The organism is Paenibacillus sp. FSL W7-1088 (assembly GCF_037969855.1).
Taxonomy (GTDB): Bacteria; Bacillota; Bacilli; order Paenibacillales; family Paenibacillaceae; genus Paenibacillus.
The window spans coordinates 4,515,333-4,535,849 of record NZ_CP150216.1 but is presented as its reverse complement, the minus strand read 5'-3'; the positions used below and the strand labels follow the sequence as shown (position 1 = coordinate 4,535,849).

The following is a 20,517-nucleotide window of genomic DNA, read 5'->3' as shown; positions in this document are numbered from 1 at the left end:
TGAATGTATGAAAAATTAACAGCCTTCCCGGAGAATTTTCTCTGGGGAGGAGCAACGGCAGCGAATCAGCTTGAAGGAGCCTATCTTGAAAGTGGCAAAGGGTTAACTACAGTCGACCTGATCCCCACAGGGGCTAATCGCTTCCCTATTGCTTTGGGTAATCTCGATTCATATGAGCCGAAAGATGGAGAGTTTTATCCTTCGCATGAAGCGATTGATTTTTACCATCGGTATAAAGAAGACATTGCGCTATTCGCGGAAATGGGATTCAAGTGCTTCAGAATGTCCATTGCCTGGGCACGGATTTTCCCTAATGGTGATGACGCTGAGCCGAATGAGGCAGGATTGCAGTTTTACGATGATGTCTTCGACGAATTGTTGAAATACAATATTGAACCTGTGGTCACCATCTGTCACTTTGATGTCCCTGTGCATCTGGTCGAAACATATGGCGGTTGGAAGAACCGTAAGATGATTGGTTTCTTTGAGACTTATGCAAAGACTTTGTTTAATCGTTACAAGGACAAGGTCAAATACTGGATGACGTTTAATGAAATCAATATGCTGCTGCATCTTCCGTACATTGGAGCTGGTATTGTTCTTCAGGAAGGTGAGAATAAAGAGCAGGTTCTCTATCAGGCAGCGCATCATGAATTGGTTGCGAGTGCTCTGGCTGTAAAGGCCTGTCATGAGATCATTCCAGGTGCACAGATTGGCTGCATGCTAGCAGCGGGCATGGTTTATCCGTACACTTCCAATCCAGACGATGTATGGAAAGCCATGGAGCAGGATCGGGAGTCGTTCTTTTTTATCGATGTTCAGTCCAAAGGAGCGTATCCTGGGTATACGAAGCGTTTCTTCAGAGAACACGAGATCGTCATTGATATGCAGCCGGAAGATGCAGATATTCTCATGCAGAATACAGTTGACTATATTGGATTCAGTTATTACGCCAGTCGCTGTACAAGTACCGATCCAGAGATTTTGAAGGATTCGACCGAAGGTAATGTGTTTGGTTCAGTGAAAAATCCGTATCTTCAAGCTTCCGAATGGGGCTGGACGATTGATCCGAAGGGTCTTCGAATTACCTGCAACCAGCTGTATGACCGTTATGGTAAACCATTGTTTATTGTGGAAAATGGACTTGGCGCAACGGATGTGTTGCTGGAGGATGATACCGTTGAAGACGATTATCGTATCGACTATCTGAATCGTCATTTTGCCGAGATGGCTGAAGCCATTCAGGACGGGGTTGAGCTTTTGGGTTACACGAGCTGGGGACCGATTGATCTGGTCAGTGCGGGTACCGGGGAGATGAAAAAGCGATACGGTTACATTTATGTAGACCGGAACAATGACGGAAGCGGCACACTTCGCAGAGTGAAAAAGAAAAGTTTCCATTGGTATAAAGAGGTTATTGCCAATAATGGAGCGCAATATTTTTAACTCCAGGTGTAGTCCCTTTTGAGTATACGAAGAGCAGTCTCGTTGACGCGGGATTGCTCTTTGCTTATAGGGATGAATTTGACTCATGATTTGTTTCACATATATAATCAAGAGATCAAGAGAATCTTGTCACTTAAGAAGGGAGGAGCATCCAATCATGAAGAAAAAATCACTTGCATTTATATCTACGGGATATGGATACTCCACTGCTGTCTTTTTCTAGAATCTATTCCAAGGGAGAAGTGCGCCCAAATTAGGAAGAAAACTAGGGAATAACGCAGAAAAATCTTAAGAATGACGAGGTAATCAACATGAAAATCGACAAAATTACTAGAAAAAATCCAGCTAATATGCCAGCTCCTGTAGGACAGTACACGCATATTACAAGAATTCCGAGGAATGCAGAGTTGTTCGTGACGTCGGGTCAAATTGGAGCAGATCGTAGCGGACACTTTCCAGAAAGTCTGAATGAACAAGTCACGAATACATTCAATAATATTAAAACAGTACTCGAATCCGAGCATTTAGATGCCGAACATATTATCAAAGTTAACATATGGGCAACGGAGAAAATCGATTGGGATTTCTTATACGCTGAGTGGGGACAATTATTCAGTCATGATTATCCTGCGATGACAATTGGATATATTACGGAATTAGGTTTACCAGAAATTAAAATTGAAATCGAAATTTGGGCAGCAAAAGTGTAGAACCAATTAAACTTATTTAAACCATGGAGCTTCAATAGAAGCACCATGGTTTTTTTTGGTTTCTTTATTCGTGAGAAATGGTATGGCGATCATCCATGCCATTATGAGTGAATGTAAATGTTATGGCACTTGCAGACTCTGATAGGCATTCAGTCGCCCATACGTCCAGTAGACACCGGAGCCGGATACGGGATCGGATGCGAAGCATAGGGCATCGCGAATCTGGGCATTGGTTTTCCCTTGAGCAGCCAGTAATGCAGCCACTCCCGCTACATGGGGAGCCGCCATGGACGTTCCGCTTAGATAAGCATAGGAGCCGCCCAGGTATGTGGACAAAATGCTATCACCCGGTGCAGCCATATCTACCCACGATCCATAGTTTGAGAAATTCGATTTGAGATCGGAAGGATTGGTTGAAGCTACCGCAATGACGTTGGGATAAGATGCAGGTACAATCGGATACGAAGTATTATCATTACCTGCTGCCGCGATGATGACAGCGCCCCGATACCATGCATATTGCACGGCAGCTTGAAGGAAAGCTTCTCCCGTTGGCCCACCGAGACTCAGGTTAACGACTTGAATACCGTTGTTGGCCGCGTAAACAAGTCCGTTTCCGACGTTGCCCGTTGTACCTTGTCCATTGTTGTCCAACACTCGTAGCGGGACAATCGAAGCGAGCGGTGCCACACCAGCAATGCCAACTCCATTATTGGTTATAGAAGCTGCAATTCCAGCTACATGGGTGCCGTGCCCGTTACCATCTTCGGGAATACTATCATAATTAACGTAATCGTATCCGGGAAGGAGCTTGCCAGCAAGCTCAGGGTGGTTTAACTGCACGCCAGTGTCAATGATCGCGATTTTCACCGAGCTGTTACTCTGGGAAATATCCCAGGCAGCAGGAGCATTGATTTTTGGTAGATTGTACTGGTAAGGAAAAAACGGGTCATTTGGCGTAAATGATGCCTGTAGGTAGTAGTTCGGTTCAGCGTGCTCGATGAGCACATGGTCCTTGTAGTGCTTCAACATACGCTGCATTTTCTTTCTTGATTCAATGCGATACCAGCCCAGATCTTCATACGTTTCGGCTACGTTACATTTTGCTTTTTTATGCAGAGTGTACATCTCGTCGGATGTCGTACCTTCCTTGAACTTGATTAACAGCTGCTTGGGTGCGTGGGGATGAAACTTTTTGGCTGCAAGTTTATATTCCACATAACGATATACGAACCCAATGGCCAGCAGAGCTGCAGCAGAGATTCCTAGCGATAACCACATATGTTCTCCTCCCTCGAATTTTGATTGATGACACGCCTTATCGTATGCAATCCCTATCAAATCGCGCGGGCTTTCTTTTATTTTGGTTAGTCGTTTAGATAGATTGATAGGAAGAGTTTATTTCGGTAGAATTGTAAACAGAGAGCGAACTTGCGCTTAGTTGGATTCGTATACGGAGCTGAAAAGGGGCTCGAAACTAAAGATAAGGAATGTGGATTTTATGACACACCTTCAGGCCACACCGAGAGTGATAGCTATTCAGGAACACCAAATGAATGATGCAATTGATTTTGCCATGCGTGTTCGCAAAGAAGTATTTCCAATGCTGGATCATGGGAAATTACCTGTAGATCTGGAGCAATTCAAAGAACGTTATCTGGATGCAGCCGATGCTGTATTTCTGGTTGCTGTCACCGAAGACAAAGAGATTGTGGGTTCCATTGGCATCCTGCCTTATAATGGGCGTATCGAAGTTCTGAATGGACGATATCCTGAGCAGTCTGCTGCCGAAATTGTGAAATGTTATGTGGATTCTAAATATCGCAGATACGGTATCGGTTCACTCCTCGTAAGAGAACTGGAGAACGTGGTGGCAGAACTGCACTATACAACGTTGTATTTGCATACACATCGCTTTTTGCCTGGAGCCGTGGATTTCTGGAAACGTCAGGGATATGTGGTTGTAGTGGAGCAGGACGATGATTGGCAGACGGTGCATATGGACAAATTGCTGCAAAATAAGTGATTATGACTATGATTACTTTGATGTACGAACTGTGGATACCGAAGGGAAGATAGCGTGATGCGCTTGGATTACTTTAATGGGGGATACGAGATGAGTACAACGAATCGAAAGATTGTTTTTATAGATATTGATGGCACATTGGTAGATGATGACGGTAATATTCCGTTGTCTGCACAACAGGCGTGCAAACAGGCACGTGAAAATGGACATTTGCTCTATTTATGTACAGGGCGATCGAAGGCGGAAATCTACGAATCGATATGGGATGTAGGATTTGACGGTCTGATCGGTGCCGGTGGTGGATATGTTGAATTCGGTCAGGATGTGCTGTATCACAAAAGGGTAACGGCAGAAGATGTACGGCATATGGTCGATTTCTTCAATGAACACCAGATTGACTTCTACCTGGAATCGAATTCGGCCTTGTACGCAAGCCCCAATCTTCAACCTCACCTGGAACGTCGTATCTATGGTGATGTGGAGAATGATCCGAATGCCAGAGCAAAAAAAGAACAAAAGCCGCATCCGTTTATTGCCGGTTTGACTTATGGTGAAGCTGATTTATACAAGGACGACGTGAACAAAGTTTGTTTTCTGGAAAGCTCCACAATTCCATTCGATCGAATCAAGCAGGAGTTCGAAGGCAAATTCGAAGTCATTCAGTGCACGGTGCCCATCTTCGGGGAAGGAAGCGGTGAACTGATGATCCCGGGCATTCATAAAGCCATTGCAATTGCAGATCTGTTGGAGCATCTGGATATGTCACGTGAAGATACACTCGCCATTGGGGACGGCATGAATGATGCCGAGATGCTGGAGTATTGTGCTGTAGGGATTGCGATGGGTAATGCCAAGCCAGGTCTCAAAGCCATTGCAGATGATATAACTGGAACTATTGAAGAAGATGGTTTATACCACAGTTTTGTAAAATATGGATTGATTGAGGCCTAATCAACCCCAAACGAGTGGAAGAGGTGAAACCCATGTCGGAAGGAATAAAAGTGGAGCTGGAAGTTAGTGCATTTGGTCAGGAAACCGTACCATCGTACGATGATTCTGTTCGTAAATATGAGATCGCAAGAACTCGTATTTTACCTAAAGAAACAACATTAGCCCAACTGGAAGAGATGGTAAAAGAATTGATGGCAGAGATCAAAGAGGATTTTCAGCAACCCGAACAGTTATTAGCCAAAGTAACCCTAAGAGCCAAAGAAACGGATGGGGTATTGAAATATTTGGGTTAGAGTGAATGTTAAGCTGATGAATATGAAGGAGAGGATTACATATTTTCTCCCATCTGACCGATATAAAATAGGTATGCCTATAGACCAGAAAACGAAAGGAGTGCAGAACATGGATATTGCAGCATTATCAATGGCTATGAGTCAAGTCTCAGTGGCACAGTCGGCGAGCTTGCAAGTCATGTCCATGTCGAAAGACATGGCAGAGCAGCAAGGTCAGCAACTAACAGAAATGTTAAAGTCGGTTCCGGCTCCTCATCCCAATCTGGGTGGAAGTCTGGATATTTCGGTCTAGAAGATATTTGAGTTTTCGTTCTCGCGTTAAATATGCAGCAAGCAGAACCCAAACGGCTTCAATTCCAAGGAATTGAAGCCGTTTGGGTTGTTTATTTTCGTTTTAGATGATTTCCTACAAGCTTGGCGATCTGCCTTTCAACGGAAGTGTCTCTTTCAGCGTCCATAACTCATCGTAACTGGAAATCTGAAGATCGGCTTTGGATAAGTCCTGGTCACCTGATCCCGGATTACGGTATCCGATGCAGCGCATACCTGCACTTTTGGCGGCCTGAACTCCATTGCGCGAATCCTCAATGACGAGACAGTTCGAAGGGGATGCTCCAATCATTTCAGCTGTAGTCAGGAAAATATCCGGAGCCGGTTTGCCGTTTGTAACTTCCTCACCTGTCATTCGGACCTCAAAGTATTTTCCAAGTCCGGTCTTGTCCATGATCAGGTCGATCAGTGCACGTGGAGATGAAGAAGCAACGGCTATCGGAATGTGCTGCTCATGCAGCCAGCTTAACCAGCGTTCAACGGAAGGCATGGCTGTTAGCTTCGGGTGAGCCAGCATCGTCTGCATCACATTATGTTGATGGTAGGCGAGGGCTTCTTCCACGGTAGCCGTCAACTGGTGCTTGTCCAATACTTGCCGCCACATCGATTCCAGCGTGACTCCAACATAGGTGTGATGTTCTTCCTCCGTCATCTTCGCGCCGAAATGGGCAAAAGAGCTGCGTTCAATCTCGAAATAAATCGGTTCGCTGTCAATCAGTACGCCATCCATGTCAAAAATGACCGCCTGAATGCTGTCATCCTTCGACTCTCCCAGCCCTTCAAACTCCTTGTTTGCTACCATATGTTGTATTCCTCCTCCAGGATTCTGTAAGCAATTATCTCTAATTTATCTCAATTATGATGAACTTGCTACATTAGATACTGGAACCGCTGGATTGCAGCACCACTTTGATCGCATGTGAAGAAGCTTGAAGTGTACGCCCCTGAATATCGCAGCCAAGCGTGCGGAATGCTTCTTCGTAATCCTCCAACGGGAACGAGTGGGTGATAATTTTTTTCGCCGGGATAATCTGTTGCTCAATCATGTAATGTGCTGTTGCGAATGTGCCCAGGGAGTCGATGGAGCCAATGATTTTCAGACTGCGGTCCACAACTTCCTTGGGATTGAACGATGTGTTTCCATCTCTCAGACCAACCAGCATGAGATAGCCGCCGCTTGCGAGCTGTGAAAGCACTTGTGTACCCACGACGCCTGTCGTATCCACAATCATATCAACCTGATTGGTTGTGGGTGCCAGTGATTCTATCGCATTTTCAAAGGATGAATGAACCTCCCATCGGTCCGGTGCAATCGAACCTGCAATAGCCAGACGTTCTTCCGAGATGTCGACGAGACAGCCAGTGACACCTTTGGAAGCGAGGGCATAGCTGTAAAGAATGCCAATCGGGCCCGCACCGAGGATAATGGTTCTAAAATTCGGCAGCAGATGGATCTGATTAATACCTGTAAGCATGCAGCTCAGAGGTTCGGTCAGCGTCGCTTCCTCGTAACTCACATGGTCCTTCAATTTATACAAAAAGCGATCCTCGGTTACATAATAATCCGTAAATGTACCGTCAGCGCTCACACCTGTCTCTGTAACCGATTTATGTGTGCAGTGATTTTGTCTGCCTGTTCTGCACATGTCGCATTGCCCGCAATAATAGGTAGGATCGATGACAACCCGGTCGCCCGGTTGTAGTGTTGTTACAGCAGAGCCCACAGCAATGACTTCCCCGGCAGACTCATGACCAAGAATGACGGAAGGAACCGCATGATATTTACCGCTGACAATACCGAGGTCGGTACCGCACACACCTGTTGCCCGGATTCGAACCAATACTTGATTGTCTCTTGCGATTTCCGGAACAGGTCGTTCTTCAAGCACTACATCCCAGGCCGATTTGTATACCAATGCTAACATGTGAAAACCTCCTTATTATAATATGAAATGTAACTATAGCGATTCATTTTAAAAACAGTTTCTGACAAGATACGAAAGTAGTGAAGGGGACGAAATCGATTCTGGAGAAGCGGAGCGTTCGCCTTTATCAACGGATTTTTCCCTTGGAAAAGGGAAATCAAAAAAATCCGGGGATAACAGCGATCAGAAGAACGATTCGTAACCGAAACGACCACTACGAGCAATGGCATTGAAATGTTTTAATGGACGCTTGCAAGCACCGAATCGAGTCGCTCTACAATTTCAACCAACTCATCTTCTGTTGTGGTTAGCGATGGTCTGACCTTAACTACGTTCCCGAAGCCATAACGTGACCCTCTTAAAATCAGATGCTCATCCGTGAAGGCACGGTCAATAATGGCGTTGGTTTTATCCGTATCCGGTTCATTATTGTCACCCACCATTTCTAATCCCCACATCAGCCCGACTCCGCGAGCTTCACCGATGCTTGGATATTTCATGGCCAAATCTTGCAGTAATCCACCTAAAATTTCACCTTTGCGTTTCACGTCATCCAGGAATCCAGGTTCGGATACAACCTCCAGGGTAGATTTGGCAGCGGTTACGGAGATCAGATTGCTTCCTGAGGTGAAGGAATGTTCATGCTTTTCCAGTACATTCAATCGGGACTGCATCAATACCGCAGCAACAGGTACACCGATTCCGCCGAGACCTTTGGCAAGGGTAATCATGTCTGGCTGGATATCGAACAGTTCGCTGGCGAACATATATCCAGTACGTCCGATTCCGGTCTGCACTTCGTCGGCAATAAGAATGATGTTGTACTCATCACACAGTTTACGCAGGCGCTTGAAATATCCTGCAGGAGGAATGATATTGCCGCCATTGCCGAGGATTGGTTCAATAATCATGCAGGCGACTGAGCCGGAGCTCGCATATTCTATAGCATCGGAGATAGCTTCAACGCATTGATATCCGCAGTCTCCGTTTGAAGATTTGAATGGGCAACGATAGCAGTATGGTGCAGGTACATGAACGGAGTTGGCAACAGCCGAGTTGGGGAAACGTTTACGCCGGAAGGCATTTCCCGAAATCCCGGTTGCAAATTGGGTCTGCCCATGATGGGACAGGTACAGGCTGATAATGTCTGTGGATTGCGTGTATTTCTGTGCAATTTTGGTGGCACATTCATTGGCGGTTGAACCCGTAATATCCCGCATCCATCCGGCATTAATGTCGTTTGGAGCATATTCAATCAGATGATCGAGCACTTCATCCACATACGGTTCTGTGAAGGAGGAAGACATATGCGTCAGATTGCCGACTTGTTCCTGAATTTTGCTCACGACATGCGGGTGATTGTAGCCCAGTGACAGGTTAAATGTACCGGATACGCCATCCAGATATTCAACGCCTGCATCGTCAATCAACTTAATCCCTTGTCCGGTTCTGAAGCGGTTTTTGGTTAAAGTTTGCATACGATTCCCTCCATAAATGTAATGTACTAGCCTGAACGATGATCAATAATTCCGGATTACGCAGGCATCACCCCTCTCAAGATGCAACGTTTAAATCTCTTTACTCTGATGTGCGAGAGTTCCACTTACGCTGCTGTTCCTTACATTCCAGAGATGAGAGAGTACGAGAGTGAGGAGCAGAATCAGACAAAATCCGGCCAAAATCCAGACCGTGTTCACTACAGGCCACGTACTCATGCTCCATCCAGTGACATACTGTAGAATGGCGCCACCGATGCCGCCTGAGGCAATCAGGATGCTGGTTGTGCGTTCAGTCATGCCCGGGATCAGAATGTTGGCATAGACCAGTGCGATACAGAACAGTCCTGACATGAACAATCCAGTTCCGAAGATTAGCAGATATGTTGCCCATTGGCCTGTAACGAACACCATGGCAACGGCGAACAGAAGTGTTCCTACCGTACTCCAAATCAGGAAAGGCATGTAGTTGACGGCCTCGGCAATTTTTCCCGAAAAAAGACGACCGATAATCATGGCAATCCATAGAATGGATACGCTGAGTGAAGCGACGGATTCCTGCAACTGCAAACGTTCGACCAGGATGGAAGGCAGGAAGTTCATCAGGCCTAACTCCAGACCCATGTAAACGAAGAAGAAGATGACGAAAATGGTGAGCAGCCCCAGATGTTTTCTGGAATACTGGGCCCTGCCCGTTGCATGTCCAACGGTATTTTCACCAGCTTGTTTCAGATAAGAAGCGGCGGAGGTGGGCATGGTTACCCATAGCAGCATGAGAATAAGGGATAACGCGGAAACGGTATAAAACGTAAGATGCCAAAGATCCAGCCAAATGTATAAGGCAGCGACTGCCGGAATGAGAAGTGCTCCGAGGGCAAAGTACACATCAAGCTTGGACATGGCGACTGCTTTCTGATTTTCCGTAAATTCTATCGTAAACGCACCAACGGAGGGTTCAATGATGCCAGACCCAAACCCGACAATAATGGTTAGAAGAAGAACAACTGTCCAGGATGGCAAAAATCCGAGAACGGCATAGGCGGCCACAATACAGATCAGTGCGATGGTTAACATGGATTTTCTGCCGATGCGGGCAGTCATGGAAGGAGCAACAAGCACCCCGACAAGAAAACCGAGGAACTGCAGAAACAACAAAAATCCGCCATCACTATAACCACGCTCGTAATGTGTCAATAAAACGGGTAGAAGTGCACCGAGTACAACGCTGGTTATGCCGATTAACAGATAAAAACCGCAGCTTAAAGCGAAAATTCTTCTCATAAGTTGTCCTCCTAAGATGGATATAAATTTTATATTATGTAAATAATGTTTCTTTCGTATATAACTTATACCATAATTATGCAATTGTACATGCTTTTTATTGTAAAATAATGTTAACTTTTGACGAATGAATGATCTTTCTCACACAATGTTCAGCCTAAAACGATTTCGTGTCGAAACAAAAAAAAGTTTCTTGTCAGTAATAGACAGGAAACTTCTTGACGTTCGGGAACATTAATCCGAATATGATTTAACTTAAGCAATCGTCCCCACTAAGCAGTCTGCACGAAGAAAATCCCATCCAAGGGAGCCTGAGCAGATGCAGGGCCAGTTCGTAATAACAAATATCCGGTTGCATCGGAAAGTCCCAGTATATCCTGATAGGGATCGGGGAAATCCGCGGAATAAATCTGACCTACGAATTGATAGTCCTCTAACAAATGGCTAATTCCATTCACACCGTTAGGTAGCATGGAAGAGAAAAATGAAAAGGCAGGGAAATCCTGTTCCTCAATCTCCATTTCCGTCAATCTTACTCCGCATAAAGGAATGGATTGAATGGGACATACGGAAGTCAGTGGCTCTGAAGTTATGGATACGTATGTACTTCCAGCGAGAATATTTTCCTTCCACTCCAGCTCATCTCCCGCATAGGTTACCTGATCCAAAAAGTATTCTGAAGCGGAATAACTGGAGAAGACCGAGATATACTTATCCGGTGGTAAAGAAGAAAGGATATGGTGCTGTTGTAAAAGTGTATTGCAATCGATGGAGAACAAATGCAACAAGGGCTGGCCCTCCGCATTAAGCGGCCAATTCGTAACATATGCAACTTCTCCGCCAATCCATACGCCAGTATTCTGGTTCGGATGATCAGGGTCAATTAAAAGTTGGGTAACTTTGTGCATGGGCAACTCCTTTTTATCTGGATTAAGCTGTTTATACAAACATCAATCATCAAATCTGACCGGTCGGTACGTTTAATCTTTGACTTGAATCACGTGTCCAAACAGCTTGTGCGCTTTGTCCCAATCGACGCCAAGTTTACCTTGCCAGCCAGCCCAAGGCATCTCCATATCAGAGCGGCCTTTGGTATTGTTAAGCTGCAACTCACCGTTCAGGATATGCTCGTTGTTGGTCCAATGGTCTGTACTTAGGGAGAGAACCTGATTGGGCAGCACACCTACCCTGGACAGCGCTTGAAGAATACTTCGACGAATCCCGGCGTGTCCTTTGACCAATTTCTCTGCAGTGAGTCGTTTCTCAAATTTTCCCGGGGATTCTTCGGCGTCAGCTTGATCCAGCATGTAAAGCAGTTGATTGAATGTGCTGATATCCTCGGAAGTCGCTTTAATGGGTCCTTGCTCAAGTAAGGTGACAAACTCTGTCAGATCGGCGTATGCACCTACGCTTGACCCACTGTAATCATAACCCTGGTGGAGGGCGTATCGGATACTGGATAGATTCTTCCAGCTCTCATCACTATGACTGAAACCGCAAACTCTGCAAGCAAGAAATTGTTCGGTCTCTTCGTAAGCATGCGCCTGCGAGTGAGTCATCATATGGTAGCTTGCGAGCGTAGATATGCCTCGTGGATAACTGCCTCCGACCCCTGCAATAAATGCTTGGGTAATCGTGGACCAGGAAAGACGTTCATTCTGCTGGAAAGCGATTAGTTGTTGAATGATATTATCATGGTGGATTAACTCCAGATCATTAGCCACCCAACCTTGTGCAGCCAGTAGCTCCTGTTCGGCTGGAGTTAGTGTATCCGTTTGATAGATCATTACTTCTCGTGCTCTGTCATAATCACCATTGGTGTGTAGATATAACTTTTTAAGCACTCTCATGCACTTTTTGTCCATGGTTAACTCCTTTCCAAAGTTAATTTTTAATCTCCTATGTACTTACGTATAACAATTCATTTGCTTCGTTTCATTATAAGTGAGATGATGTGGGATGAAAATCAGTACAAGGTACTAACCCATTGAACGGAGAAGATGAACTGACAACATGAACTTGCTAATGGACCAGCGGCAATATTACAGATGAGAAGTGGTGGAGCATGCGAATTAACAAATACATCAGTGAAACGGGATATTGCTCCCGCAGGGAAACGAACCGATTAATTGCAGCCGGGCGCATCACGATTAATGGCAAGGTATGTGAAAAAGGTGCGGACGTAGAGCCTGAGGATATCGTGCTCATCGACGGTAAGGAGATTCCTTACAATGATCGCGAGCCTGTTTACCTTGCTCTGAATAAACCTATCGGCATTGTCTGCACCGCAGCGGAACAGGTGGAGGGAAACATCATTCAGTATGTGAATTATCCCTCGCGTATCTTTGCGATTGGCAGGCTGGATAAGGCGTCCGAGGGTTTGATTTTTCTGACGAATGACGGAGATATTGTGAACAAGATGATGCGTTCGGAGCATAACCACGACAAGGAATACGTAGTGACCGTCGACAAACCTGTGACAGACGAATTCGTACGGGCGATGTCGCAAGGGGTTGAGATTCTGGACGTGGTGACGAAGCCGTGTGAGGTATATCAGCAGCATAGTGAGAACGTATTTCGTATCATTTTGACTCAGGGGCTTAATCTGCAAATCCGCAGAATGTGCAAGGCTCTGGGTTACAGAGTGCTCAAGCTGGAGCGCATCCGAATTATGAATGTTACGCTGGATGGACTGGAACGTGGACAATGGAGACATCTGGAGAAACAGGAGTTGGAGAAACTTCTATCCATGTTGAATTAGAGAAAGGCATCGAAGCAATGTCCTTGGCAAAATGAAGAGAGGCACTAATCCGTCAGGATAAATGCCTCTTTTTTGAGTTATGGTAGACGAACCATGCACTATTGAAGTTTCGGCAAGGTACTACCGTAGTCTTTTCTTTGTACTTTCTTCTCTGATATAAATGACCCGAGCAACGTTAATAGAGCTCCGAGCAGCGTTATCCAGGTAATCCGTTCATGTAGAATCAGTGCAGAAGCGACGACAGTTATGACAGGCACCAAATAAATGTACACACTTGTTTTGACGGCTCCCAGCAGACTCACTGCCCGGTTCCAGGTTACAAAACATAAGGCCGAGGCACCCAGCCCCAGAAAGAGAAAATTCGAGAGGTTGGCCATGTTGGCGAAGCGCCCAAGATCGAAGTGGAATTCGAACAGGAACAAAGACGGCAGCATGAATAATAGTCCATAAAAAAATACTTTGCGTGTTGCACCGATGGTGTGATAGGGAAGTTCACCTATTTTGCGCATGATTACTGAGTAGATCGCCCACACAGCAGGTGCTACGAAAGCGAGCAGATCGCCCAGCGGATTTAGTTGCAGAATGAAACTGCCGTTGAATCCAATCAGGATAATGCCAGTCAAGGCAATGGCGAAGCCTACAATAAACCGCTTGTGCAATGTCTCTCCATCCAGAAAGAAATGTGCAAGGACTGCAGTAAAGAAGGGGGCAATTGAAACAATAACACCTACATTGGAAGCGAGGGTGTACACCAGTGCAATATTTTCAATAAGAAAATATAACGTAACTCCGCATACTCCAGCACCGATAAACAGCATTTCTTCTCGGAGCGAGGTAATTCGCATCAACCGTGGATAGATCAGGAAGAGCACTACATAGCCAATCACGAAACGGAAAAAGAGAATTTCCACCGGGGTGAAATCGATCAGCAGCATCTTAGTGGAGATAAACGTTGTTCCCCAGATCAGGATCGTAAGTAAGGCCAGCAGGTGTCCAGTGGAGGGTTTGTTCTGACCTGTCATGACAGATCATCCGCTGTGCGATTTGAATCCACTTCATGGTTGAAGATGCGTCTGTATTGCTTGGGTGTCAAGCCAATCAGCTTTTTGAAAAAATTCGTAAAGTGACTCTGGTCACTGAAACCGGTCTGCGCGGCGACCTCAATTGGGAGATTGCCTTGTTCCAATAGACGTTTGGCCTGATTGATGCGAATCGTTTCCAGGTAGCGGTAGGGAGATATCCCTTTTTGACGGGTAAATAAACGCAACAGATGATACTTGCTCAGTCCTGTTAACTCGACCAGCTGGTTCAGCGTAATGCTCTCCATATAATGAGTCTCTATGTACTCGCATATACGTCTGATCTCGATGGTGACGTCCTGGGCAGAAACGGGTGGATCGGCATCCGCATATTCTCTCATCAGTTGTTCCAGCAGAAAGAGCAGCAGCTCTTCTTTGTGAAAGTCAGCTTGCTCTTCCAAAATCATCTGATGCAGTTCGTGTAAAGAACCAACATGTTCGCTTTGGTAGAGAACAGGAGAAGTAAATCGGGGCAAGTAATCTTGTCCTGTAATTTCCTGTACATACTGGTGCATGACCTCAGGTTGAATGTTGATGCAGCGATAATCCAGAGTTCTGCCGTCCACCTGTTCGCAGGCATGGGGATCATGCGGATTAAAAATAATCATGTCTCCAGTGTTCAGCATATATTCTTCGTTATTACATACGAGATGGCGCTTGCCTTGCTCAATAAATCCGATGACGTAATAGTCATGAAAATGATTGGGGAATTTCTGCATAATGCCTTCGAATTGATAGGCTTCGAGCTGTAAATCGGTATCGAACACGACGGTTCGCACTTCGCGAGTCACCTGCTGCACCTTCTTTCTGGTAAGTTAAATGTCATTATAATATGAAAAGAAGGAACTTTCTTGGACGATATTGCTCGCTTTGTTTTGTTCAAACATGTAAAAAAGCCAAAATACCCGCTGTCCCTAACTAGATGGATGACGAGTATTTTGGTTCAATTATAGCTCATTTAATGGATAACCATATGAATTTGAACCGAAATTATTCTTATAGCAACGTAGCAAGTGCTTCTGGTGAAAAGGCCTGAATTTCATTCACACGGCCATCACGGATTTTCACGGCCCACGTCGGATCAGCAAGTAGTGCGCGTCCAACGGCAACCAGATCAAATTCCTCCTGTTCCAACCGATGAAGAAGATCATCCAAATCCTTATGTCCTGCACCTTTACCTTCCGTATAGAGACTGGTGAATTCATTATCCAGACCGACAGAGCCCACGGCTATCGTTGGTTTGCCTGTCAGTTTTTTCACCCAGCCGGCAAATCCAAGTTTCGAACTATCAAATTCCGGCTCCCAGAAACGTCGTGTAGAGCAGTGGAATATATCGACGCCGGCCTCTACCAGCACATTCAGGAATTGCTCCAGCTTATCCGGTGTGTCCAGCGGTTTGATGTCATAATCACTCATTTTCCACTGCGACAAACGGATGGCAATCGGATAATCGGGACCCACGGCTGTACGAATGGCTTGAATAAGTTCGGTAGCGAATTGCGTACGCTTGATTAGATCGCCGCCATAGCGGTCTGTCCGTGTATTTGTTCTGGCCCAGAAGAATTGGTCAACCAGGTAACCATGTGCTCCTTGAATTTCAATGCCGTCGAACCCAAGCCGTTTGGCATGAACTGCTGCGTCCACAAAAGCTTGAATGATGTTGGCGATTTCCTCCTCGGTCATTGGTGCACCGGTCAAGTTTCCCTCAAGATCAATACCGGACGGCCCAATGGACGGAACTTCCGGATAAGGCTGTGATCCCGCTGGACGAGCCATACCCATATGCCAGAGCTGTGGAAAAATCTTGCCCCCGGCTTCATGGACTTGTCTGACGACTTCTGCCCAGCCGTTTAATGCTTCTTCGCCATGAAAACGGGGCACGCGTGGTTCGCTGGTTGCCGCCGGATGGTCAATAGTTACACCTTCGGTAATAATAAGTCCGACACCATTTTCGGCACGTCTGCGATAATAAGCTGCTACATCGGAGCCTGGCACACCATCTGGTGAGAAAGCCCGACCCATTGCGGGCATAACGATACGTGACTGCAGGGTTAAATGATGAATTGTATAAGGTTGAAACAGTTTTTCCGTCGATTGGACTTGTTGCTGCTGATGATTACTCAAGTCAAACACCTCCATAATAGTGCACCTCCAAGCGGGGTACGAGTGCAATAGTATCAATGGAGAATGCCTGTATCAACCGACGATTTAACCAATGTGTTGCTTAAGCGAAGCGACCATAATAATGTTGGTTTAACCCTGAATTACTTGTTGACCTAACAGGAGCTATTTATAATAGAGGCATTGAGAAGGTTGATTACAAGATCGATCAAAAGGGGTACTTTGTATATGTCAGGTGAGTTTTCTCCAAATCCCAATGACCCGCGGGTGATCCGAACCCGTCAATTAATTCAGGATGCGTTTTTTTATCATTTGAATAAAAAGGATTTCTCTGCTATCACGGTTCAGGATATTACGCAAAAAGCGACGATTAACCGGGCCACATTTTATGCCCATTTTGCAGACAAATATGAACTGCTTGAATCCGTTTTGTCCTATGCTTTCCAAGAATATGTGCTCAAACAGATTGATGTAGAGGCACATTTGACCGAAGAGACCTTGAAGCAACTGGTGATCTCGTTATGTAATTACCATGATTCAAGCAACCAGTGTATCAAGAAATATGAGTCCGTAGCGCCAATCTTTGAGGAAAACATTAAGGCTCAGTTAGAAAAGCTTGTTCTGGAGCTTGCCATGAGTCAAACACATGGTGCGGAGCCACCCAGAACATTGGCGTATTTGGCAACGATGCTGAGCTGGTCGATCTATGGGGTGACGTATCGTTGGAATCTGGAGGAGAGGCAGGAATCCCCGGCTGAGTTGGCCGAGCGAGTGGTGCCGTTTATGATGAATGGAACAGGTTTGCTGAATTAACGAACGGTAGAATTGAAGGATAGAGGATATCTATAAGGATAAGGGTAGAGAGAAAGAGCAGATGGGATCTGCTCTTTTTGTTTTGATAATATCGATAGAACTTATAGTAAAGATGACATATCCATATAAGCATTTACGTCAGATGTAATTACCTAGACAACTTCATCGGAAGGCTTGTTAAAGATTGTCCGGCCGCAGAAGCGGTCAGGTTTTCCTCCAGATTGAATCCTTGCACGGGTTCAATGCTGGTGAACGTTTTGAGAAATGCGGTCAGTACAATTTTGGCCTCTAGACGGGCCAGAGGAGCCCCCAGACAGAAGTGAGTACCAAAACCAAACGCAAGCTGTTTATTATTGTTCGCTCGATGAATATTCAAAGTGAACGGATCTTCGAACATGGTCTCATCCATATTGGCTGCACTCATCCACGCCACGATAGCGTCTCCCTTTTTCAGTTTAACTCCGAGCAGATCGTTATCCTCTTTGACCATACGGTCCATTTTGCTGATGTGAAAGCGATATCTCAGCATTTCCTCTACCGCGGCGGGGACAAGCTCAAGGTTATCCCTGAGTTGGGCATACAATTCCGGTTGGTCATACAGAAGAGCATAGAACGAGTTGGCCAGCAGGTTGCTTGTGGTTTCTATGCCGGCTCCCAGAATAAACATGGTGGTTCGCACGATCTCTTCATCCGTAAAGTGCTCGCCATCCAATTCCACCTGAATCAGGTCCGATATGATATCTTCTCCCAGATTGGACCTTTTGGACACAACGAAGGGATACAAGTACTTGAAATATTCTTCCCCGGCTATCTTTTTCATTTCGTTAATTTGATCAAAAGTGGCATCGGTAGTAGGCATAAACATGGTGTCCACCCAATCCTTGAACAAATGACGATCTTTGGAAGGAATGCCGAGCAGGTCCGACATGATAATGACAGGAAACATGCTTGTATAAGCTTCAACAATGTCCACTTCTGATTGACCTTCAAATTCGCTGATCAGCTCTTCAGCCACAGCCTCGATTCTCGGTTCCCAGAGCTTGAGACTTCTGGGTGTAAATGCACTTGCCAGCAATGATCTCCGCTTGCGATGTTCCGGCGGATCTACGTTGTGAATATCCAGCTTGTCCGGCATGTGATGCTCACTGTCCGCACCTTCTTCTTCACTTGAATATCCCACGTTAACAATAGATCTTTTTCTCACACTGGAGAAGTGCTCGTGATCATTAAGCACGGTTTTGACAAGATCATACCTGAATACATGCCAGGAATCGGTCTCTTCATTGTAGATGACGGGTTCCTGATTCAACATGCTGCGATACCAACGGTAGGGACTGAATTCTTCTTCTTTCGATTGGAAATTCGTGATTTCAGACAGAGAAATAATAGAGCTCTTCGTCATTCGTTTCGCCTCCTTGGTTGGTCTCATTGACAAATATAACAAACAAGAGTACTTTAATTCAAGTAGTTTAAATTGAGATAATAAGGTGGAATAGAGAGTGAAGAACATACTGAAGCACGGTGGAGTCAAGGCAGGCATATTTATGATCGTTTTTTACCAAATTGTAATGTTGACCGTTTTCATGTCGGGGTATAGCGTAATCCCCAAAAATGTAACGAATCTTACGGTCGCTATTGTCAACGAAGACCAGCAATCCGGAACTGAATTTGTACAAAAGTTGCAAGAACAATTGCCATTTAAAGTCGTTACCAACGAATCATTAGTACAGGCGAAGACGGGGCTGGAAGACCGGGATATTCATATGATCATACGTATACCGGGTGATTTTACGGAGGAACTGTCTGAACAGGGCGGCAAAGCTCAGTTACAGTACCTGATTAATGAATCGAACCCAACAACAATCACGAGCTCCATGAAAAATGTGGCAGCTGAAATCACCGCGCAGATGGGTGCACAGGTTCAGGCACAGAGCTTCGAGGGTGTGTTGAGCAGTATGCAAATTCCTGCCGAGCAATCGAAACAGATTGTGGAATCCACTATGGGCAAAGTGTCATCCGACATCGTTCTGAGCAATCCGCAGCCAGCAGGCATGCAGAATCAGATGGCACCGATGTTCATCACCATGGCGCTCTATGTTGGAGCCATGATCTATGCGATGCAAAGCATTGGGGGAATGAAGCAGCTGCAAGGACAAATGGGGAAATGGAACGCATTTTTTGCAATGCGAGGTACGAATTTGCTTGTTTCCATACTTGCTCCACTCGTAGGGATCGGCATTTATTTTATGGTGCAGGGGTATGGCGTGGAAGTGTTTATGAAAATGTGGATGGTACACAGTTTACAGCTGTTTGTGTCAATTGAGTTCACCAGCATCTTTATCATGCTTCTCGGTCAAGGCGGAATGCTGATCAATATGATATTTGTACTCAGCCAGTCCATTGCAAACGGGACGTCCATGTCACCGGAGATGATGCCAGGATATTTCAAATTCGTGAGTCAAATTACACCGATGTTCTATTCAACACATCTGGATTATAATATTCTCTTTGGCGGAGGGAAGACGGTAGAATATGCGGTTAGACTGGCATTGGTGGGCTTGGGAGCCTTTGTGATCAATACAGCCATTCATCATTTCAAAAAAGCCAAACAGACTGATACAACACAGGAGCCTGTACAACAGCCCGTTATGATATAAAATAGAAGTGATAAGGGTAGGCGATCAGGAAGAAGCTGTACCCTTGGAAGAGCAGAATGGGGGCAGTCACAATGTCGATTCAAATTTTTATACTCGGTGCACTAAGTGAGGGGAATTGTTATCCCTATGATATTAAGAAACGAATTGGGAAACATCTGGATCAAACGGATGCCAAGATTACGGAAGGCACCATTTATTATAATTTTGAAGTGTTGCTGAAGAAGGGCCTGATCGAGAAGGTTGAAACGATTCAGACTGAAAATCGACCGGATAAAACGACATATGGAATCACCGAAAAAGGACGTCAGTCCCTTGAAGAGAGCATATATAAGGTGTTTCAGAAGTTTACGAATGTACAGTCCTTATACGCTGCGTTGGTTCATTTGGATAAGGTGGATAATCAGAAAATCGCATATTTGATTGAGGATATTATTGAGAAGATGAATAAGAGGCTGGAATACATTGATTCTCATACACCTCAGGAGATTGATGTGCAGGAGGATCTGAAAGATGCACTCCTGTTAATGCGAGATCATGCCTACCACTCTATTCAAAGTGATATAATCTGGCTACAGAAGCTGCTGCATCATGTTCAGAGCAGAGTATTAAAAAGCTGAATAACTTGTTA

21 protein-coding genes are annotated in these 20,517 nt (G+C 45.3%); 10 read left to right on the top strand and 11 right to left on the bottom strand.

The features are described 5' to 3' along the window. Window positions 1–3: 3 nt before the first annotated feature. The gene (locus tag MKY42_RS20380; RefSeq protein WP_090900224.1) at window positions 4–1,446 is read left to right on the top strand and encodes a 6-phospho-beta-glucosidase; all 1,443 of its coding nucleotides are present in this window, start codon (window positions 4–6) and stop codon (window positions 1,444–1,446) included. A gap of 311 nt (window positions 1,447–1,757) precedes the next feature. After that, window positions 1,758–2,156, top strand: coding sequence for a RidA family protein (locus MKY42_RS20375; protein ID WP_090900221.1), 399 nt, complete (start codon window positions 1,758–1,760; stop codon window positions 2,154–2,156). A gap of 120 nt (window positions 2,157–2,276) precedes the next feature. Here MKY42_RS20375 and MKY42_RS20370 read toward each other — a convergent pair whose 3' ends face one another. Next, window positions 2,277–3,437 (bottom strand): S8 family peptidase, encoded by a 1,161-nt coding sequence (locus tag MKY42_RS20370; protein WP_339844241.1) that lies wholly within the window; start codon window positions 3,435–3,437, stop codon window positions 2,277–2,279. Window positions 3,438–3,657: 220 nt separating this feature from the next. On the opposite strand from MKY42_RS20370, the gene MKY42_RS20365 reads away from it, so the two are divergent. The 4 genes from MKY42_RS20365 to MKY42_RS20350 all read left to right on the top strand — a co-directional run bounded on the left by MKY42_RS20365 (window position 3,658) and on the right by MKY42_RS20350 (window position 5,718). Further along, window positions 3,658–4,182: a GNAT family N-acetyltransferase gene (locus tag MKY42_RS20365; protein ID WP_339844239.1), complete on the top strand. Its 525-nt coding sequence runs from the start codon at window positions 3,658–3,660 to the stop codon at window positions 4,180–4,182. 90 nt (window positions 4,183–4,272) lie between these two features. Continuing rightward, window positions 4,273–5,133 carry a Cof-type HAD-IIB family hydrolase gene (locus MKY42_RS20360; RefSeq protein WP_339844237.1) on the top strand — a complete coding sequence of 287 codons (861 nt, stop codon included), beginning with the start codon at window positions 4,273–4,275 and terminating at the stop codon, window positions 5,131–5,133. 32 nt (window positions 5,134–5,165) lie between these two features. Then, on the top strand, window positions 5,166–5,426 hold the full coding sequence (locus MKY42_RS20355) for a hypothetical protein (protein ID WP_090900212.1): 261 nt from the start codon (window positions 5,166–5,168) through the stop codon (window positions 5,424–5,426). A 109-nt stretch (window positions 5,427–5,535) separates the two neighbouring features. Further along, window positions 5,536–5,718: a YjfB family protein gene (locus MKY42_RS20350; protein ID WP_024630505.1), complete on the top strand. Its 183-nt coding sequence runs from the start codon at window positions 5,536–5,538 to the stop codon at window positions 5,716–5,718. A 114-nt stretch (window positions 5,719–5,832) separates the two neighbouring features. On the opposite strand, the gene MKY42_RS20345 is transcribed toward MKY42_RS20350, so the two are convergent. The 6 genes from MKY42_RS20345 to MKY42_RS20320 all read right to left on the bottom strand — a co-directional run bounded on the left by MKY42_RS20345 (window position 5,833) and on the right by MKY42_RS20320 (window position 12,308). Beyond that, window positions 5,833–6,558, bottom strand: a complete 726-nt coding sequence (locus MKY42_RS20345; protein WP_179264172.1) for an HAD family hydrolase — start codon at window positions 6,556–6,558, stop codon at window positions 5,833–5,835. A gap of 73 nt (window positions 6,559–6,631) precedes the next feature. Then, complete coding sequence (locus MKY42_RS20340) at window positions 6,632–7,681, bottom strand: alcohol dehydrogenase catalytic domain-containing protein (protein WP_079693960.1); 1,050 nt, start codon at window positions 7,679–7,681, stop codon at window positions 6,632–6,634. 239 nt (window positions 7,682–7,920) lie between these two features. Next, window positions 7,921–9,159, bottom strand: coding sequence for an aspartate aminotransferase family protein (locus MKY42_RS20335; RefSeq protein ID WP_339844226.1), 1,239 nt, complete (start codon window positions 9,157–9,159; stop codon window positions 7,921–7,923). A 90-nt stretch (window positions 9,160–9,249) separates the two neighbouring features. Then, entirely contained in the window at window positions 9,250–10,458 is a 1,209-nt protein-coding gene (locus MKY42_RS20330; RefSeq protein ID WP_090900196.1) for an MFS transporter, read from the bottom strand. A 272-nt stretch (window positions 10,459–10,730) separates the two neighbouring features. Then, on the bottom strand, window positions 10,731–11,366 hold the full coding sequence (locus tag MKY42_RS20325) for a hypothetical protein (RefSeq protein WP_090900193.1): 636 nt from the start codon (window positions 11,364–11,366) through the stop codon (window positions 10,731–10,733). A gap of 72 nt (window positions 11,367–11,438) precedes the next feature. After that, window positions 11,439–12,308, bottom strand: a complete 870-nt coding sequence (locus MKY42_RS20320; protein WP_339844220.1) for a hypothetical protein — start codon at window positions 12,306–12,308, stop codon at window positions 11,439–11,441. A 215-nt stretch (window positions 12,309–12,523) separates the two neighbouring features. On the opposite strand from MKY42_RS20320, the gene MKY42_RS20315 reads away from it, so the two are divergent. Further along, a complete protein-coding gene (locus MKY42_RS20315) occupies window positions 12,524–13,219 on the top strand; it encodes a pseudouridine synthase (RefSeq protein WP_339844218.1) in 696 nt (231 codons plus the stop codon). A gap of 98 nt (window positions 13,220–13,317) precedes the next feature. Here the strand turns inward: MKY42_RS20315 and MKY42_RS20310 are convergent, their stop codons facing one another. The 3 genes from MKY42_RS20310 to MKY42_RS20300 all read right to left on the bottom strand — a co-directional run bounded on the left by MKY42_RS20310 (window position 13,318) and on the right by MKY42_RS20300 (window position 16,422). After that, window positions 13,318–14,241: a DMT family transporter gene (locus MKY42_RS20310; protein ID WP_090900184.1), complete on the bottom strand. Its 924-nt coding sequence runs from the start codon at window positions 14,239–14,241 to the stop codon at window positions 13,318–13,320. Continuing rightward, window positions 14,238–15,089 (bottom strand): AraC family transcriptional regulator, encoded by an 852-nt coding sequence (locus tag MKY42_RS20305; RefSeq protein ID WP_179264186.1) that lies wholly within the window; start codon window positions 15,087–15,089, stop codon window positions 14,238–14,240. The genes MKY42_RS20310 and MKY42_RS20305 overlap by 4 nt, the downstream gene beginning before the upstream one ends. A gap of 205 nt (window positions 15,090–15,294) precedes the next feature. Then, window positions 15,295–16,422, bottom strand: coding sequence for an NADH:flavin oxidoreductase (locus MKY42_RS20300; protein WP_339844215.1), 1,128 nt, complete (start codon window positions 16,420–16,422; stop codon window positions 15,295–15,297). Between the two features lie 225 nt (window positions 16,423–16,647). Between MKY42_RS20300 and MKY42_RS20295 the strand changes: the two genes are divergently transcribed. After that, window positions 16,648–17,232 (top strand): TetR/AcrR family transcriptional regulator, encoded by a 585-nt coding sequence (locus MKY42_RS20295; RefSeq protein WP_090900174.1) that lies wholly within the window; start codon window positions 16,648–16,650, stop codon window positions 17,230–17,232. 148 nt (window positions 17,233–17,380) lie between these two features. Here MKY42_RS20295 and MKY42_RS20290 read toward each other — a convergent pair whose 3' ends face one another. Continuing rightward, a complete protein-coding gene (locus MKY42_RS20290; RefSeq protein WP_339844212.1) occupies window positions 17,381–18,634 on the bottom strand; it encodes a cytochrome P450 in 1,254 nt (417 codons plus the stop codon). A 97-nt stretch (window positions 18,635–18,731) separates the two neighbouring features. Between MKY42_RS20290 and MKY42_RS20285 the strand changes: the two genes are divergently transcribed. Together MKY42_RS20285 and MKY42_RS20280 are read left to right on the top strand one after the other, a co-directional pair. Then, window positions 18,732–19,889: an ABC transporter permease gene (locus MKY42_RS20285; RefSeq protein WP_339844209.1), complete on the top strand. Its 1,158-nt coding sequence runs from the start codon at window positions 18,732–18,734 to the stop codon at window positions 19,887–19,889. Between the two features lie 71 nt (window positions 19,890–19,960). Further along, on the top strand, window positions 19,961–20,506 hold the full coding sequence (locus tag MKY42_RS20280; RefSeq protein ID WP_177185748.1) for a PadR family transcriptional regulator: 546 nt from the start codon (window positions 19,961–19,963) through the stop codon (window positions 20,504–20,506). Window positions 20,507–20,517 lie beyond the last annotated feature (11 nt).

Coding starts and splice junctions, on each gene's coding strand:
- MKY42_RS20380 (WP_090900224.1), top strand. CDS start 4: ATGTATGAAAAATTAACAGCCTTCCCGGAGAATTTTCTCTGGGGAGGA.
- MKY42_RS20375 (WP_090900221.1), top strand. CDS start 1,758: ATGAAAATCGACAAAATTACTAGAAAAAATCCAGCTAATATGCCAGCT.
- MKY42_RS20370 (WP_339844241.1), bottom strand. CDS start 3,437: ATGTGGTTATCGCTAGGAATCTCTGCTGCAGCTCTGCTGGCCATTGGG.
- MKY42_RS20365 (WP_339844239.1), top strand. CDS start 3,658: ATGACACACCTTCAGGCCACACCGAGAGTGATAGCTATTCAGGAACAC.
- MKY42_RS20360 (WP_339844237.1), top strand. CDS start 4,273: ATGAGTACAACGAATCGAAAGATTGTTTTTATAGATATTGATGGCACA.
- MKY42_RS20355 (WP_090900212.1), top strand. CDS start 5,166: ATGTCGGAAGGAATAAAAGTGGAGCTGGAAGTTAGTGCATTTGGTCAG.
- MKY42_RS20350 (WP_024630505.1), top strand. CDS start 5,536: ATGGATATTGCAGCATTATCAATGGCTATGAGTCAAGTCTCAGTGGCA.
- MKY42_RS20345 (WP_179264172.1), bottom strand. CDS start 6,558: ATGGTAGCAAACAAGGAGTTTGAAGGGCTGGGAGAGTCGAAGGATGAC.
- MKY42_RS20340 (WP_079693960.1), bottom strand. CDS start 7,681: ATGTTAGCATTGGTATACAAATCGGCCTGGGATGTAGTGCTTGAAGAA.
- MKY42_RS20335 (WP_339844226.1), bottom strand. CDS start 9,159: ATGCAAACTTTAACCAAAAACCGCTTCAGAACCGGACAAGGGATTAAG.
- MKY42_RS20330 (WP_090900196.1), bottom strand. CDS start 10,458: ATGAGAAGAATTTTCGCTTTAAGCTGCGGTTTTTATCTGTTAATCGGC.
- MKY42_RS20325 (WP_090900193.1), bottom strand. CDS start 11,366: ATGCACAAAGTTACCCAACTTTTAATTGACCCTGATCATCCGAACCAG.
- MKY42_RS20320 (WP_339844220.1), bottom strand. CDS start 12,308: ATGAGAGTGCTTAAAAAGTTATATCTACACACCAATGGTGATTATGAC.
- MKY42_RS20315 (WP_339844218.1), top strand. CDS start 12,524: ATGCGAATTAACAAATACATCAGTGAAACGGGATATTGCTCCCGCAGG.
- MKY42_RS20310 (WP_090900184.1), bottom strand. CDS start 14,241: ATGACAGGTCAGAACAAACCCTCCACTGGACACCTGCTGGCCTTACTT.
- MKY42_RS20295 (WP_090900174.1), top strand. CDS start 16,648: ATGTCAGGTGAGTTTTCTCCAAATCCCAATGACCCGCGGGTGATCCGA.
- MKY42_RS20290 (WP_339844212.1), bottom strand. CDS start 18,634: ATGACGAAGAGCTCTATTATTTCTCTGTCTGAAATCACGAATTTCCAA.
- MKY42_RS20280 (WP_177185748.1), top strand. CDS start 19,961: ATGTCGATTCAAATTTTTATACTCGGTGCACTAAGTGAGGGGAATTGT.